We start from the raw sequence: 17,202 nt of genomic DNA, 5'->3' as shown, positions 1-17,202 counted from the left end.
AGTCAACTACACACTCAACCAAAGGAGCCGCCTCACCGTCTACCTTGACCAAGGCGTAGTCGGCCCAGACAATAATGCAGCTGAAAATGCCATCAGGCCGTTTGTGATAGGCCGCAAAAACTGGCTCTTTGCCGGTAATCCTGCCGGAGCGGCAGCTAGTGCCAGCCTCTACAGTCTCGTCGAATCAGCGAAAGCAAATGGCCTGGAACCGTACAGATATCTTCGTTTTATCTTCGAAAAACTTCCTTTCGCAGAATCGCAGAGCGATTACGAAGAGCTGCTACCGAACAGGCTCAAAGCCGCCGACCTCCTTTTGCCGCAATCAATAAGTGGGGTTTAATTAGCGGATACATTTATCAGAACGTAAGAAGGCTGAGAAGGTTATATTTGAAACTAATGCCATTCTTAAAGCAGCCATGGATAAAAGCCCGGCGGGTATTGCCATTGCTGGTGCTCCCGATGGTATTCTTCGGTATGTGAATGATGCAGCGTTACTCATACGAGGTGGTACTCGCGAAACAATAGTCAACGGAGTCGGAATTAATAAGTATGTGGCCAGTTGGCAACTTCTGGATCTTGAGGGCAATCCCCTTAAGACCGATGAAGTGCCATTGTCTCGTGCGATTCTTTACGGCGAGACAAGCAGTCGGGATTTAATTATACGTAGAACCGATAACAATGATCGTATAGTCCAGGCAAACGCTGCACCCATCAAGAATCAAGAAGGAAAGATTGCGGCGGGGATTGTTGTTTTCAATGACATCACCGAGCGCAAACAGTATGAAGAAGCATTGGCCTCAAGTGAAAAAGAGTTCCGACAATTAGCCGAAGCCATGCCACAGATCGTCTGGATAACAAGACCAGACGGCTGGAATATTTATTTCAACCAACAATGGGTCGATTACACAGGTCTGACGCTGGAGGAAAGCTACGGTCATGGCTGGAACATACCTTTTCATCCGGAGGACCGGCAACGCGCCTGGGATGCCTGGCAAAATGCAACGCAGCACAACGCCACCTATTCACTGGAATGTCGGCTTCGGCGCGCCGATGGCGCCTACCGCTGGTGGCTGATACGCGGCGTACCGCTGCGTGGAGAAGATGGGAAGATCCTCAAATGGTTCGGTACGTGCACCGATATTGATGATATCAAACAAGCAGAGGTTGCATTACGGGAGAGTCAGTCGAAGCTGGAAACTGCCTTGGCCAGCATGACGGATGCCGTGTTCATTTCAGATGCCGCAGGCAAATTCATTGAGCTCAACGATGCTTTTGCTTCGTTTCACAGATTTGAGAGTAAGGAAGCGTGCCTTAAAAATCTGGATGACTATCCTGATATCCTGGAGGTATTCATGGATAATGGGGAAAGAGCGCCTCTCGAGATGTGGGCTGTCCCACGAGCGCTCCGAGGAGAGACAGCCACCAATGCCGTTTACACACTCCGCCGTAAAGATACGGGTGAAACCTGGAAGGCGAGTTATAGCTTTGCTCCCATTCGAAATACACAGAGAGAGATTATAGGATCGGTAGTCGTTGGGCGTGACATCACCGAGATAGTTAAAGCCGAGGAGGAGAGATTCAAGCTTGAAAATCAGCTTCATCAGATCCAGAAAATTGAATCAATAGGCCAATTGGCAGGAGGGGTTGCCCACGATTTCAACAATATGCTGAACGTCATTCTTGGCTACGGCAACATTATTCTTGAAAAAACCAGGGCGGATGACCCCCTGCATGAATGTGCACAGGAAATCGTCGATGCCGGTAATCGTTCAGCTACTATCACTCGACAACTTCTGGCTTTTGCTCGTAAACAGACAATAGCCCCCAAAGTTCTTGATCTGAACGAGACCATTGAAAAGATGCTCAGGATGCTCAGACGGCTTATTGGCGAGAACATTCAACTTAATTGGCATCCCTCTTCTGTTTGGCCAGTTTTTATCGATCCGTCGCAACTTGACCAGATTTTGACAAATTTATGCGTTAATGCTCGAGACGCCATCGGCGACGTTGGTAAAATCATTATTGAAACAGAAACAACGACCTTTGATGAGATCTATTGCTCACAGCACCCCGGCTCAATTCCAGGCGAGTTTGCGCTTCTCTCTGTGAGTGACAATGGCATCGGCATGGACGCTCATACAGTCAGCAAGATCTTCGAACCCTTCTTTACCACTAAAGAATTAAGTAAGGGAACAGGGCTTGGGCTGGCCACGGTTTATGGCATAATCAAGCAGAACAACGGCTTCATCAATGTCTACAGCGAGCCGGGCCAGGGTACGACTTTCAAAATCTATTTGCCTCGACATACGAAACAGATCACTACCGGCCAGAAGAAAGAAGAAGATGCTATTATGCATGGCCGTGGCGAAATCATCCTTGTCGTGGAAGATGAAGCATCAATTCTCAAACTTGCATCAAGAATACTCACGAGCCTTGGTTATGTCGCTCTCACTGCCAATAGCCCGCAAGAGGCTGTCAAACTGGCAAAGGAAAACGAAAAGAGAATTGATCTTCTCATAACAGATGTCATTATGCCGGAAATGAACGGCCGAGATCTGGCAGATGTACTTCTTGCCCTACATCCAAACCTCAAGTGTTTGTTTATGTCAGGTTATACCTCTACAGTTATAGCAGAGAAGGGCGTGCTTGAAGAGGGAACGCATTTCATTCAGAAACCATTTTCGGCAAGGGATTTGGGCGTAAAAGTGACTGAGGTATTGAAAAGTCAATTGTAAAATCAACAGACCAATTGATTGCCATTTTCAATGTGTGTTAGTAAGGATTTCCAGGATTAATCTCATTAAAATCACTACATGTTCCATTTTTACACTGCTACTGACTCTTGAAAATTCTCCTGGCTCCAGAACCTAACAGCAAAACAAGAAGTGGGAAGAAGAGATTATCCATGATAAGGTTGCCGGCCAATATACGTAACTAATCCTCTTTCTCAAGGGTCAAAATATTTTCTGAATTACTGAAACGGGCTTGCAAGGTGCCCCTCGACCCTATCCCGTTGTTTATCATCCAGTGTTGCATACCACTTGCCTCGAGTAGAGTGTCTCGCACCATCCCCAATAAAAAACGCGCCAGGGAGACAGGGCCTGGCGCGTTTTCAGGTGGGGTCTTCTTACATCGGAGGATGCACCATCAGTAAACCCGGTGTTCTTTTGATGTCTGTTCGGATTCAGTTAGAAAAAAAATAGTTATTTTAACCTTAACTGACACAGCAGAGAGAAAACTGGTTATTCTCCGTTAACCTTGTCCCGCAGAATCCCAGATGGACTAAAGGTTACAACACGCCTTGGAGCAAGCATGAGTTCACTTCCAGTCTGAGGATTACGACCCTTTCTTTCTCGTTTGTCCCTGACATTAAATTTCCCAAAACCACTCAGCAGAAGATCCTCCCCACTGATTAACGTCTCCTTAGCCAAGCGCAGTATGGCTTCTACTGCTTCCACCGACTGTGTCTTTGTCATCCCATCATAGCGCATGTAAATTTCTCTGACGATATCTGCCTTTGTCACGGTCATATGCTAACCTCCTATCTTTTGTTGGAATAAATACATTGCTGCGATTAACGATATACTTGCCAAAAGAAACAAGTCAAAACATATCAAAAGATTGCCTGATATTAGTCATGTTGACTAGCTCTCCATGAGCCCTTAAACTGGAGAATGTATGCGATTTGTTTTTGCGAGAGAACAAAGCAGGGAAATTGAGAAGGGCGATTCTTTGCTTGATGAAGGCAAGAATAGCCTCCGACTTCTATAACGAGAGCCTGCAGTCATATCAACTTATTCCTCCCTGAAAGACCATAATCCATCATATGGGATTGCGACGGTGTGTCGATAGAGCACAACGATGATGATTTTGGATTATTGCTGTATTAGAAATTTTTGGCCTCAAGTTAGATCTCTTCTCTCTATGGTTTTCCTCAGAGTTGTAATCTCTCAGCCGTTGATGTGACCATCAATCACCGATACCCTCAATGTGTTGTTCAAGCAAATCTTAAAAATATATCATCTCCATGATATCAATGTAGATTAATCGATTCTTTATTTTGTTTTTGTGGAGATATTCTATGACAATGAAGCAACGGAGGATTCATGCAATCATTCATGTCGCCACAGTGGCAGCTGGTGGTGTAGGTGCTGGATTGGCAAAGCTTCCAGGATCTGACATGCCAGTATTGTGCGTTTTACAGCAGGCCATGATCATCGCCATCGGGCATGAATACGGATGCGAACTTGCCAAGACTGACGCAAAGCATTTACTACTTACATTCCCTGCCGGGTATGGAGGTAAAGCATTGTCAGGTGTATTGATAGGCTGGTTGCCTGGCTTTGGGAGCCTCATTAGAGCAAGTACGGCGATGGTCATCACTGAAAGCATTGGCTGGACTGCTAACGCATACTTTGCCAATAACGATACCAGCACATAACTCCTTCCACTCCCCTAGTAGTTCCCTCCATCTCTCTGCAAATCCCACTGTTCAAAAACGATCGTTTTTGATCACCCTTTAATCCACCCCTCCAACAGTGTTCGTAAATTAGCCTTCATCCATTTGAACATGTTCAAAATGATCCCCAGGGATTTTGAACATGCTCCGGGATATCTCCGTCCAAAATCAACCGAGGAACATGATGGCAATCTTTGCTTACGGTCGGGTCAGCACTAAAGAACAAGCGAGCAAGAACCAACGCCTGGAGATCGAGAACTCTGGGATGAAAATCGATTTCTGGTTCGCCGATGAGGACGTTAGCGGCAAGACCCACGCATCACAACGCCCTCAGTTTACAGCCTTGCTCAATCAAATCCGCGATGGTGAGACATTGGTCGTTGCCAAGCTCGATCGTCTAGGTCGGGATGCGCAGGATGTCAGTGCCACGATCAAGGCTCTTGCAAAGCGCAAAATCGAGGTCATCGTCCTGCAACTTGGTAAATTGGACCTGACTTCACCGGCCGGTAAGCTGATGCTCAACATGCTTGCCGCCGTTGCCGAAATGGAACGGGACCTTTTGATCGAGCGAACGCAGGCAGGACTTGCTAGAGCCAAGAGTGAAGGAAAGATCCTGGGGCGACCACCCAAGACAACCGAGAAGCAGCGAGTTGAGATCAAGAATTTACGAGAGAATGGCGCATCGATAAGTGCGCTGTCACGGGCCTATGGTATTTCGCGAGCAAGCATCATGCGGATAACCGGAGATTTGTGACCTTGTCACTCTTCCTCAAGAGAGTGCTATTAAGACCATTCAGTATCACCTGACAAACTAAAACACCATTCATTGGAATCCAAAGCCGCCATGCCTCTGTCACGAGGCATGGCGGCTTTGTTTTTTCCCCTTATTCAAAAAAGGACATCAACCATGATTAATGCACCGACCCGAGAGCAACTCAGCCTTTTGCCAGGCTTGTATGAGACTGAGCATATCCCTCAAGAGGATAAAATCGTTTATCTGCACTTCACCATAGACCAGAGCCACTGGTGGGCCATCGAGTGGGACGGACAGGATACGTTCTTCGGCTTTGTCCTGCTGTATGGATGGAGCCAATACGCCGAGTTCGGATTTTTCCAGTTGAGCAAATTGCGGGAGATCAAGGTGGTGGGGATCTATGAAGTCGTAAACGATCCATTTTGGATTCCGCAGGCCGTAAAGGATATTTCCATGATCAGGAATACATTGCATTTCCAGTGCATGCAACAAAACCGGTCAGTGGCTTAACTGGTAACGCTATACATCATCAGAAGTTTTTTCCAGAGCCTTTCCTGTCATGACTGCAGGAAGGGCTCTTTTCTTTTCACAACTACAACCATTCAGGAGGCAGCATATGTCCCAGTCAATTTTGATCGGCAGCAACAAAGTAACAGAAGCAGAGGTCATCCAGGTTCCGGCGGTTCCCTTTACCAAATCTCATCATCCAATCCATCACCGACACATCATTGACGCCATCCGTTCCGGGGTTGCGGCAACTGGGTTGGAGATTGTCAACACAGAGTACGTCCTGGCCAACAATGGTAAACGGATGTTCGGAGTCTGGGATCTCAGTGGTGGCAGCGATGAACTGTGCTGGTCCATCGGTATCCGCAACTCAATGGATAAATCTATGGCTCTCGGCATCACCGCCGGCACCCGGGTGTTCGTCTGCGAGAATCTGTCATTTAGCGGCGAGTTTGTCGAGTTCAGAAAGCACACCAAAGGCTTGGTCTATGACGAACTGGAGTTTATGGCCTATCGGGCGATGAAGAAAATGGTGATGAACCTGACCAAATTTCAGGCCTGGCACGAGGGATTGAAGAACTTCTCTTTGACCGAGTGGGACGCGAAGATCCTGCTGGTAGAGATCATGACCAACAACATCATTCCACCCAGCAGGTTTGTACGATTCAATGAGTTGTACTTCGGAGGTGTCTATGATCAGAACCTTTGGGGATTTCATGAGACCGTTACCGATATGCTGCGTGACAGTAATTTGCTGACATTGCCTGGCAAGAACAGAGAGCTGAACTGCATATTGGATACGTATATCGACGCAAGTCATGCCGAGCAGCAATCAGCTTTAGCAGAGTTTTATGAGCGACGATATCTGCAGGCTCAATTCTAAACAGAGTCATCTACTATTAACCAGCCTGCCATGGTGGATCCAGGCGGGCTTCTCTTTTGGGAGGCTGTCAATGAATAATAAACAGAAACTTCGGTATCAGGGACCGGAGGTATTGCAAGCGATCCTGCAGCGGGAGTTGTACGGCAAAAAGTTTGTCTTGCACTGTGGACACCATATCACCTTCGGAGCCATGCTGGGGAATGATCTTACCGTCAAGAACGGTAAGGAGTTTAGGGTGATTTGCGCTGTGTGTGGGTACTGAAGGGGAGAGCGGTTCATTGTGACTCTGTCGTCTGTAACACCCGAGGTTGCTGGCGTTCTCCAGCCTGGATAGAGGCTGGAAACCCTTGGAGTGGTGCAGAGGTAAAATAAGGGCTGAGGTCTATGAACTCGGTTAGGAGGTGAAACATGTATAGGATTATTGGTGTGTTAGTCGTCAGCGGTTTTGCAGTGTATGGATTGTTTACCTTGTGGCAGAAGTGTAAACCTGAAGAAGATTTCAGGGAATCAACAACCTGACGGTGTCAGTCCGGGACGAGGACTAGCTCTCGTTAACTGGTTCTTCGTAGTCAGCTGTTTTTTCACAATTACAACATCTGTTAATAACAACCGGAAATGCGAGAAGGAACGAACTCCCGCAAGGGGTCTCTCGTTGATTTCTCTTCCGGTAAATCTCTTTGGAGGTATCCACAATGTCAGAAGACAAAAGCTTATCCATGATCATAAGCGAGATTAACAGAACGTTACGTTCTTTCGGAAAAGAGGCCGTTCAGGAAATCAAGATGATGAATAAAGACGGGCAAGTCATCGGTCAGATTCGCTATGGTTATCGCCCGCAATATGTGTTCGATGCGGTGAATGCCATTCTGTTACCTGAAAACTGGAAACACGAAGTCATGTCCAAAGAGATCTTTAATCAGCAGGCGGTTGTTGAGGTGAAACTGTTCATTCGCATCGCCGGTGAATGGCTGTGTAAGGGGTCACAGATGGGACAGATGCACATCGTTAAAGACAACGTTGGTGATGCATATAAGGGAGCTATAACCGATGCGCTCCAGAAGTGTTTCTCTTTACTCTCCATCGGTACTGATGCATATAGGGGGTTGCTAGAGTCACTGTATAAGGGATTCTCAGGTTCGAAATCGTCAACCAAGCAACCTGTATCCGTAGGATCCTTGCCTGCGACATCAACAGTAGCAAATGCTACACTCCAACAGCAAGGCAAGCCGACATCTGTAGAGCCAATACTACCCCAAATAACCGGCGTGCAATTCAGGCTGGTTGATGATCGCTTGATCGCTACCGGCAAGGTTTATGAGAAAAAAGAGATGCTGAAGGCTGCCGGCTTTCAATGGGATGGAACCAGCAAAAACTGGTTCAAAGATGCCGCAGCTGCAACGCCTTGACCGAATCAACTGAAATAGAATGCCAGGCGACATCAGGCATTTGTCAATCGAACCCTACGAGGGAGCGACACACTCCCTCAAGGGGGTTGTTGTGTCCTCCCTCTTATTCTTTTGGAGGAATATCATGGATATTATCAATATCTTGCAGACCAATTTACTCAAACTCTCTCGGCAGCATACCGAGGAAACACTTGGAGATCGCCGAGACTATCTTGGCGCATCAGATATCGGTCAGTGTCCAAGGAAGGTTATCCACGAGAGGATACATCCACATGAACACGATCTCGCAACCCTTCTTCGTTTTGAACGAGGCCATATGGCGGAAGAGATTGTGGCCAAGGTGTTCACAGCTGCCGGTTTCACCAATTTCGAGCGGCAGGTTGAGATTATGGCCTCCAGCGAAGTCGCGCCTTTCATCGTGCATATAGATTTTGTCTTCACTTCATGGAGTAGCAAAGTGAAGTCCATCCTTGAGGTCAAGAGCTGCTCAGTTCCATCAGCGCCTTATGGCTCGTGGGAATCACAGTTGTATGCGCAGATGGGCGCCCTCGCAGAACAGTATCCCGATTATACTATCAAGGGTGCTCTGCTTTCCCTGGACTTGGCTGCAGGAGAAGTTGGTTTCTTTCAGGGATACCAGCCTAACGATACAATCTTTAAGCATCTTAAAAACAAAGCCGAGGACATGTGGATCGCGTATCAGGCCATGTTGCAAGGTAACGAAGTTGAGTTGGCGACAGAACCTGGACTGCTTTGTGGCGGCTATTGCAATTACCTTCTCAACTGCCCTCGTTTTGCGGCACAGGAGGCTCCTGACTTGGTGGGCGTTGTTGAAGACCTGCAACAATTGCAGGCTGAAGAAAAGCAACTGAAAGCTAGAATTGATCCGCTCAAGAAGAATCTATTAGCGGTGGTGCAAAAGGTTGGGACGATCAAAGTCAACAGCTCCATCCTGAGGCAAAGAAACCAATCGAGGAAATCTATCAATCTCGAAAAGCTGGAAACGGTTCTAGCTGATCTTGGACAGTCGATCAGTGACTTTCAAGAACCCAGCACGTGCTCTTCATGGCTCGATATCAAGAGATGCAAGGTGGCTTGATAGGGATTTGTCGGCAACAGGATTATTTCCTCTCAAAAAGTTCGAAGGGGTACATTTTTAAGATATTTGTAAGTATTGGCTGTTTGTATGGCTGTCTTGAGATGGGGCAACACTTACTATCAGGACATCATGACCGAGGAACAACGAGAAGACCTTTTGATTGAATGGAGTGTGACCAGTTCGAAAATCAGAGAGCAGATTGAGAAAGAGTATCTGGAACGATGTGGCTCTTTGCAAAGCCAGGCTCATTGGGAACAGCATCTGGTGAAAGCATTGAATCTTGAACAGTCGTGGCGGCGAAGAGGCCTGCTATAGAGAAGTAGAAAAACTGTACTGTGAAAACTTCCAGCGGCTGAACAGGTATTCCTTGGCAAAGACCTTTACTGGACTTTTTTCCGGTAAAGGTCTTGTTTTTTTGTATGATGTGTAGCCATAATTTGGCACGGAGTCGGCATCCGGTTTTTTTTTTGAGAACACATGAGGAGATGGCGGGAGAAGCACCTTGTCACCTGTACAGGTCCGCTGCGGTAGCCAAGGTGGTATGGATTTCCTTGGCAAACGATTCTGGCTCCAAAACCTCCGCCTCAGCACCCCACGACAATATCCATCGCTTCAACTCAAGCAGATGGTTTACCGTCAGAGATAAGATAACGTCACCATTATCACAATCGACAAGTTCTTGACTAGGGTGCCAGGTCCTTTCTCTCACATAGTCAGCCACATTCCTCTTGAAGAGGATCTTGACACCAATTTCGCCGCCAGTCCAATGCACCCCGAAGTGGCTTCCAGACAACTTCTTGAAACTGAAATGTTCTGGAATAGCAAAGGACTTACCAGTTGTCTTTGCCTTCGATATTCTTGATAAGCTAAACGTCCTGATTTCTCCGCGCATATGGCAGTTACCAGCATTGCCTATGTCCTTTCGGAGAATCTTCGACGCTGTTGTTTGCAGGGCATAGAGTATGCCCGGAGCCAGGTCTCGACAATCCGTCTGAAAATTCTCAAGGTTGCAGTTGTGGTTATTCGTAACACCAGGAGAATCAAGATATTACTAGGCAGCAGTTATTCATTCCAGGGCCTGCTTGCAGCAGTGGCTGGGCAACTTGCTCCCGGCTGACCGCAGGCTTGAGTGCTGCCCGGCGTGTAGATAAAAACGGGGGTTATAGGAGAAGTGCTCCCTGAATGAGGAAAAGTACGTCTGAAGGGCGCCAAAACAGTGAAGTGGTCCTCGGCAAAGCGCGCTGTTGACCACTTCGGTATGAAAACGGACATCCATGAAATATGCGGGCTAGCATCTGCCAACTGATGCGGAGATTGAATTCCTGTCTGAGTCCTCCATCAATACCGATTTGCTTACAGCCGTTTTGCCCGAATTATTTTCCGGACCATATTGTAACTGTAGGAAAGAGTGTTATTGAATATGGGATGAATAATCGAGTAGTCCTGCCAAAACAACCATCCCTCACTTCCATTGATACTGTTTAAGGAGTTTCATGACCACTTCACTCAGGCTTAAGCTCGGTGTTGTCGTTTGTCTTGTGCTGCTCTCTGTCATTACGATTCTTCCATCGTTTTACACAGCGACACCGAGCTGGTGGAAAAAATATATGGCTCCAGGCGGTTTGCATTTAGGGTTGGACCTGCAAGGTGGCATGCATCTGGTTCTCAAGGTTGACCTCGAACGAGCCGCTCAAAATACCCTCGAACTGGTTGCCACTGATCTGAAAGAACGACTTGCAGAAGAAAGCATCAGCGTGGTTCAGAGCAAATCACTAGAAGCGGGAACCGTTATATTCACCTTACCGAACGCAAATGCGGTAGAACAAGTGAACGCTCTAGCAAAAGACGATCCTGATGTTGATCTTCGTATCGAGACTGAAGCTGGCAGTTTCCCTCGTATCTTCATCACGTTATCAAAGGAAAAGAATAGCTATATCCGGGCAAACGCGGTCAATCAGTCCCTTGAGATCCTCCGTAACAGGATTGACCAGTTTGGCGTCGCCGAACCAGTTATCATTCGCCAGGGTGATGATGAAATCGTTATACAGCTACCGGGGGTTAAGGATCCCAAGAGGGCACTGAAACTTCTTGGAGATACCGCTCAGCTCGAATTCAAGATGGTTGCCGAACCAGAAGGGTTGAATATTGTAAAACTTGTCGATGAGGCTGTACGCTCAGGAAAATGGCATCAGGGGGAAGGTATAAAAAAACTCAACCAGGAACTTGAAAACCTGTTGCCTAAAGACACGTCCGTCTACTTTGAAAAGGAAATTGATCCGGCAACCAAGGTAGAAACTAGTCGTCCATTGCTGCTGCAAAACAAAATCATCATGACTGGGGATATGATCAAGGATGCCCAGGTCCGAATCGGCGGTACCTTTAATGAGCCATATGTCAGTCTCGACATGACCGGAAGCGGCTCCAAGGTTTTTGGCACAGTTACCGAGAAAAATGTCGGCAGACGTATGGCTATCGTTCTGGACGATATTGTTCGCTCCGCGCCGGTCATTCGCGAAAAAATACTTGGAGGTTCAGCGCAGATTTCGGGCAGCTTTACCCATGAAGAGGCAACTGATCTGGCTATCATCCTGCGGGTTGGAGCACTTCCGGCTCCTGTGGATATTATTCAGAATATGACTGTTGGGGCCAGTCTTGGACAGGACTCCATCCAGCAAGGTATAACTTCCGGCATCCTCGGCTCGCTGCTAGTAATAGGTTTCATGCTCATTTATTATCGACTGTCCGGAGTCATTGCCAACACCGCCATGGTTCTAAACATTCTTTTTCTCTTCGCGGGTCTCGCCATCCTCAGCGCGACGCTCACTATGCCCGGTATCGCAGGTATTGTACTGTCAATCGGCATGGCTGTTGATTCAAACGTTCTGATTTTCGAAAGGATGCGGGAGGAATCCGCCCTGGGGAAATCCATCAAATCCAGCATTGACGGTGGATTCAGTAAGGCTTTTCTGACCATTGTTGATGCCCATGTGACGACGTTGATTACAGCCCTTGCGCTGTTTTTATTTGGTACAGGTCCAGTTAAAGGATTTGCGGTCACACTGTCGCTTGGCATAATCTTCAACCTTTTCACCTCCATAAATTACTCTCATTGGGTCTTCAACGGTCTCAACTCCTATAAGCTTATTCAACGCATCCACTACATGCAGTTTATTCAAAAACCAAACCTTGACTACATGAAGTTGCGTAAATTTGCTTTTGCTCTTTCAGGCTCACTGGTCATACTGGGAATGGTGGCATTCGGAGAAATTCTCCTGGGTAATGCCAACATGGGTGTTGATTTCAGTGGTGGTTCATTGCTGCAGTACAAGTCAAGCCATGATTTTTCCATGAATGAGGTGCGCCAGGTTTTTGATAGAAGTCATCTTGAGGGTGTTGACCTGCAGCAGGTTGAAAACGAAGGCAGGTTGATGGTCAAAATTAAAAAATCGTCAAAGGTTATTGCTGCAGAGCTTAGTGAGCAGGTCACTGCTGTGCTCAACAACCAATTGCCTGACAAAAAATTTACCCTGGAGAGCCAAACGGAAATTGGTTCATCGGTCAGCGCAGTGCTTCGTAATAAGGCGATGCTTGCTATCGCCCTCTCGATGACGGGTGTCATTGTATATCTCGGTTTTCGATTTAATCTCAGTTTTGGTATCGGGGCGGCTATTGCCACTTTTCATGATGTCTTTGCAGTTTTGGGTATCTGCTGGATCATGAATATTGAGATTACACTATTGATGGTCACAGCTTTACTGACGCTGGCAGGCTATTCATTGAACGATACGGTGGTCATCTTTGACAGGATTCGAGAAAACATGAACAAGTCCGAAACCCCGTCCCTGTTGACAGTTATCAACGACAGTGTCAATCAGGTTCTTGCCCGTTCAATAGTCACCTCCTTTACTGCCTTTTTAAGCGTACTTGCTCTTTTTATGTTGGGCGGATCGGTTATTCATGATTTTTCCTTTGCCTTGCTTCTCGGCATAATCATTGGCACCTATTCTTCAATTTTCGTTGCCAGTCCTATCCTGACACTGTGGGATAAAAATTGAGGATTGCACTTTTCTCACGAAGGATAAGATAGAATGCAGCCTGAATTTCAGAACGGCGACTGGAGTCGCTCACATGTTTTTGATCCGGGAGTCCGACGGCCAACGATAGGTAGTGCGGATGTGGCCCACTGATGTGAAGATCGCAGTTGACGACAGAGCAGTTTCGGTGAGTACATTAGAGGTTCAGTATAGACTTCACACTACAGGATTTCTTACTATGTCAGCAGTTACGAACGACGATGAAACCTCTCTAAGTATAACGCAAGAAGTTCTCCGTAATAGATTTGCCTTACAATTTGTGAGTCGGGCATACGATTCCATTCAAGTCCACCACGAGCAAGGACAATCAGGAGAGACGGGTAAAGTGCTGTTAGTGTGGGACTAAAGTCGATTGTTTGGTGATATTGAGATGAGAATATCTATTGTCGATGACGAAAGATCAGTTGGCGGCATCAGCATTTATGTAGCAAGGCTGAAAAAACACTAGTTAATCAGTATTTCAGACGGATTAGAATTAGGGATTGTTTCCGGGAAACCCTGGATACAGATTGTTGCTACAGCAGCTTCGGATCTCGATTTTGATAATATTTTATTCATCGCCTTGGGCGACATCGTGTGGATCTGCTGCTGGCCGCAGCTTTGATTCAACTGTGATCCCGGCGAGTGTGATATCGATCACGAAGCCCTAATTTTGATTCAGCGAGAAGGCATCCTGTTCCGGAAAATATTTAGCCGCTAAAATAGAAAAGGTGCTATCTTTTTTGCTCAACCTGGCACATCGAATTCCCGCCTTAATGGTATCAAAAACACTTTCCCCAGAGTCCAAACTGTATAAAAAGCAAAGCCAATTATGAGGCTTGAAGTCGTGTGAATCACTCTCCCGCCTCTCTTCCCGTTAGACGGGTTCAGATCTTCATGTCATTACAATGCTCAAGCGTTGGCAGTGTTCGGTGTTTCGATTTCCTCTACAATCTGTTGGTGTTTGGCGTGATTTTTAGCGACTAGCATATAGATGGAAGGTATCACAAACAATGTAAAGAGCGTGCCAATCGCCATTCCCCCTACCAGCACCAGGCCTATCGAGTTCCGGGCCGCCGCACCGGCACCAGTGACCAGGGTTAATGGAAAGTGACCGGCGATGGTTGCGCCGGTGGTCATCAGGATTGGCCGCAGCCTGGTTACGGCAGCTTGGTGGACAGCCTCTTGTTTGGCTATTCCCTGCATCTGGAGTTTGTTCGCAAACTCAACGATGAGAATTCCGTTTTTTGAGACTAAACCAACCAGAGTCACCAAGCCAACCTGGGAATAGATATTCATGGTGGTAGTCCACCCATGGGTCCAGAATGGCACGCTAGGGTCAGGTATCTTCAGAAAGGTAAAAATCATGGCACCGAACATTGCCAGCGGTACTGAACCTGCCAGAATAACGAAGGGATCGCGGAAACTGTTAAACTGTGCGGCCAGCACCAGGAAAATTAGAACCACCGCCAGACCGAAGGCCTGAACAAATTTGTTGCCCTCTGTACGCAACTGCCGCGATTCTCCTGTGTAGTCAATTACATATCCTTTAGGCAGAATCTTTTTTGCTTCACCTTCCAGAAAGCGCAAAGCTTCGTCCAGAGGTCGTATGGCTACCCCGCTGATCTTTACCGCATTGAGTTGCTGAAATCGGTTTAAAGAGCGTGGTACAGTGCTGTCCTTAATGGTGGCGATAGTACTGAGAGATACCAGCTGGTCATTTCTTCCGGTGACATATATGTTGCCCAGTTGATCAGCATTGAGTCGATCCATACGTTGGATCTGTGGGATAACCTTGTAGCTGCGGCCGCCAATGTTGAAGCGGTTGACAAAGTTGCCACCAACCATGGAAGCGAGATCAACACCGACCTGCTGCAGGTTAAGCCCCAGGTCGGCTACTTTGTCACGGTCAATGACTAATTCCGATTGGGGCTGATCGATCTTGACATCGATAATGGGCGGAAAGGCAAACATCCCGCTTTTCATGGCGGCAAACTGGATTTGTTGGGCAAAACCGAGAATTTGTTCCGGCTCGGCCGTAGACGCCAAAACGAACTCCACCGGGAACTGCCCGCCTCCCGGCAAGGCTGGCGGCGTAACCGGGAACATGCGAATTCCGGTAATGCCATGCAGTTTCTGCTGAACTTCCGGCATGATCTGAAAAATATTGCGCTCACGCTGCTGCCAAGGTTTGACCACCATCCCGCCGAACCCGGATGAAGGGAACGTTATCTGGAAGACAAACTGTGTTTCCGGCACACTCAGAAAAGCTGAATTAACAGCGGCTGCATAATGACTTGTCTGGTCGAGAGTGGAGTTTGCGGCTGCATCGAGAATTCCAAAGATAACGCCCTGATCCTCGACGGGTGCCAGTTCTTTCGCCGACATGGTAAACATTGGAACGGTACAGAGGCTCACAAAAAGCCAGACCAGATAGACAGCGGGTCTGGCATTAAGAGTTTTACTGAGTATTTTACTGTACAGATTGCGGATTTTCTTAAAATCACGTTCAATTTTTCCGGCAAAACCACGCTCGGTCATGCCAGCCTTGAGCAGCCGTGAGGCCATCATGGGCGAAAGGGTAAGGGCAACTATACCGGAAATCGTCACTGCTCCTGCCAGGGTAAATGCGAATTCCCGAAAGAGTGAGCCTGTCAGACCGCCCTGCAGACCGATCGGTGCATAGACAGCTGCCAGGGTGATGGTCATGGAAATCAATGGGCTCACCAGTTCACGGGCACCGAGAATGGCTGCCTGCATGGGCGATTGTCCTGTACTGAGGTGACGCTCGACGTTTTCCACAACGACGATGGCGTCATCGACCACCAGACCTACAGAGAGTACTACTGCCAGCAGAGTAAGCAGGTTAATGGTAAACCCGAATACCTGCATGAGGAATATCGCTCCGATGAGAGACATGGGAATGACGATGACCGGAATAATGGCCGCCCGCATTGACCCCAAAAACATAAAAATAATTATAATAACAATAATAAGGGTTTCGCTCAGCGTCTTTACCACCTCTTGAATCGCGTTGTCGATATAGGCAGTCCCGTCATAGGCGATACGGCCTTCCAGGCCATTGGGCAGCTGCTTGGATATAGCATCCATCTCACCCCGCACACGTTTAATCACATCAAGGGAATTTGCGTTCGGCAATGGCCAGATACCCATAAAGACAGCCGTTTGACCGGAAAAACGCACCTCCGCGTCGTAATTTTCGGCACCCAACACCACATCAGCAACATCCTCCAGGCGTATGAAAGCTCCTTTCTGTTCCCGAATCACCAATCGCTTGAATTCCTCGACCGACTGCAGATCGGTGTTGGTGGTCAGATTGACCTGAATCAGCGAACCTTTGGTACTGCCCACGGCAGCTAAGAAATTATTTGCGGCGAGGGCCTCACGTATCTGTACAGGACTGATATTATAAGCCGCCATCCGGTCGGGCTTGAGCCACACACGCATAGCAAAAGTCCTTGCACCAAGGATATCAGCCCGTTGAACACCGTCGAGAGCAGACAGCCGTGGCTGTACAACTCGCACCAGGTAGTCGGTTATTTCATTCTGCTTGAGGACATCCGCGGTAAAGCTCAGATAGGCCGAGGCAAACTGGCTGTCGGCCGATTCAACGTTGATGACCGGTACCTCAGCCTCCGGTGGAAGGTCACCACGCACCTGGTCGACTTTCGAACTGATCTCGGAGAGAGCCTTGATTGGGTCGTAGTTGATTCTCAGGCGGGCATTGATGGTTGATAATCCTTGGACACTTTGGGACTCCAGATAGTCAATACCGTCTGCGGCGGCAATGGCACGCTCCATGGGGCTGGTTATGAACCCACGTACCAGGTCTGCACTGGCTCCCACATAGGCTGTAGTAACAGTCACTACCGCATTGTCACTACGGGGATACTGACGTACATTCAGAGAGCGAATGGCCTGCAGGCCGGCAATGATGATCAAAAAGCTGATAACAAGGGCCAGGACAGGCTTGCGAATAAAAATATCGGTGAATTTCATG

15 protein-coding genes are annotated in these 17,202 nt (G+C 47.7%); 12 read left to right on the top strand and 3 right to left on the bottom strand.

What is annotated here, in order from left to right; translation table 11 throughout:
- A partial coding sequence (locus BUF15_RS22290; protein ID WP_234981252.1) for an IS66 family transposase occupies nt 1–340 on the top strand: 340 nt, incomplete at its 5' end.
- A gap of 7 nt (nt 341–347) precedes the next feature.
- Nucleotides 348–2,735, top strand: coding sequence for a hybrid sensor histidine kinase/response regulator (locus tag BUF15_RS22285; protein WP_327021891.1), 2,388 nt, complete (start codon nt 348–350; stop codon nt 2,733–2,735).
- A gap of 507 nt (nt 2,736–3,242) precedes the next feature.
- Here BUF15_RS22285 and BUF15_RS22280 read toward each other — a convergent pair.
- Nucleotides 3,243–3,530, bottom strand: coding sequence for an integration host factor subunit alpha (locus BUF15_RS22280; protein WP_073615920.1), 288 nt, complete (start codon nt 3,528–3,530; stop codon nt 3,243–3,245).
- 551 nt (nt 3,531–4,081) lie between these two features.
- Here BUF15_RS22280 and BUF15_RS22275 point away from each other — a divergent pair.
- The 8 genes from BUF15_RS22275 to BUF15_RS22240 all read left to right on the top strand — a co-directional run bounded on the left by BUF15_RS22275 (nt 4,082) and on the right by BUF15_RS22240 (nt 9,423).
- On the top strand, nt 4,082–4,441 hold the full coding sequence (locus BUF15_RS22275) for a hypothetical protein (protein WP_073615919.1): 360 nt from the start codon (nt 4,082–4,084) through the stop codon (nt 4,439–4,441).
- A 202-nt stretch (nt 4,442–4,643) separates the two neighbouring features.
- Nucleotides 4,644–5,213 carry a recombinase family protein gene (locus BUF15_RS22270; protein WP_073615932.1) on the top strand — a complete coding sequence of 190 codons (570 nt, stop codon included), beginning with the start codon at nt 4,644–4,646 and terminating at the stop codon, nt 5,211–5,213.
- A gap of 153 nt (nt 5,214–5,366) precedes the next feature.
- Nucleotides 5,367–5,723 carry a hypothetical protein gene (locus tag BUF15_RS22265; protein ID WP_073615930.1) on the top strand — a complete coding sequence of 119 codons (357 nt, stop codon included), beginning with the start codon at nt 5,367–5,369 and terminating at the stop codon, nt 5,721–5,723.
- Between the two features lie 106 nt (nt 5,724–5,829).
- On the top strand, nt 5,830–6,603 hold the full coding sequence (locus tag BUF15_RS22260) for a DUF932 domain-containing protein (RefSeq protein WP_073615918.1): 774 nt from the start codon (nt 5,830–5,832) through the stop codon (nt 6,601–6,603).
- 70 nt (nt 6,604–6,673) lie between these two features.
- Entirely contained in the window at nt 6,674–6,865 is a 192-nt protein-coding gene (locus tag BUF15_RS22255; RefSeq protein WP_073615917.1) for a hypothetical protein, read from the top strand.
- A 520-nt stretch (nt 6,866–7,385) separates the two neighbouring features.
- On the top strand, nt 7,386–8,009 hold the full coding sequence (locus BUF15_RS22250) for a hypothetical protein (protein WP_234981251.1): 624 nt from the start codon (nt 7,386–7,388) through the stop codon (nt 8,007–8,009).
- A gap of 124 nt (nt 8,010–8,133) precedes the next feature.
- Nucleotides 8,134–9,108 (top strand): hypothetical protein, encoded by a 975-nt coding sequence (locus tag BUF15_RS22245; protein WP_084554377.1) that lies wholly within the window; start codon nt 8,134–8,136, stop codon nt 9,106–9,108.
- Nucleotides 9,109–9,195: 87 nt separating this feature from the next.
- Nucleotides 9,196–9,423 carry a hypothetical protein gene (locus BUF15_RS22240; RefSeq protein ID WP_143170836.1) on the top strand — a complete coding sequence of 76 codons (228 nt, stop codon included), beginning with the start codon at nt 9,196–9,198 and terminating at the stop codon, nt 9,421–9,423.
- A gap of 190 nt (nt 9,424–9,613) precedes the next feature.
- On the opposite strand, the gene BUF15_RS22235 is transcribed toward BUF15_RS22240, so the two are convergent.
- The gene (locus BUF15_RS22235) at nt 9,614–10,000 is read right to left on the bottom strand and encodes a helix-turn-helix transcriptional regulator (protein ID WP_073615915.1); all 387 of its coding nucleotides are present in this window, start codon (nt 9,998–10,000) and stop codon (nt 9,614–9,616) included.
- On the opposite strand from BUF15_RS22235, the gene BUF15_RS22230 reads away from it, so the two are divergent.
- Nucleotides 10,001–10,225 (top strand): transposase, encoded by a 225-nt coding sequence (locus BUF15_RS22230; protein ID WP_073615914.1) that lies wholly within the window; start codon nt 10,001–10,003, stop codon nt 10,223–10,225.
- Between the two features lie 376 nt (nt 10,226–10,601).
- Entirely contained in the window at nt 10,602–13,163 is a 2,562-nt protein-coding gene (locus BUF15_RS22225) for a protein translocase subunit SecDF (protein ID WP_073615913.1), read from the top strand.
- Nucleotides 13,164–14,093: 930 nt separating this feature from the next.
- Here BUF15_RS22225 and BUF15_RS22215 read toward each other — a convergent pair.
- Nucleotides 14,094–17,201, bottom strand: a complete 3,108-nt coding sequence (locus BUF15_RS22215; protein ID WP_073615911.1) for an efflux RND transporter permease subunit — start codon at nt 17,199–17,201, stop codon at nt 14,094–14,096.
- Between the last annotated feature and the right edge of the window lies 1 nt (nt 17,202).

This window comes from Desulfopila aestuarii DSM 18488, from assembly GCF_900143695.1.
GTDB lineage: Bacteria > Desulfobacterota > Desulfobulbia > Desulfobulbales > Desulfocapsaceae > Desulfopila > Desulfopila aestuarii.
The sequence above is the reverse complement of the archived record's forward strand: the minus strand, read 5'-3'. Positions and strand labels throughout refer to the sequence as shown.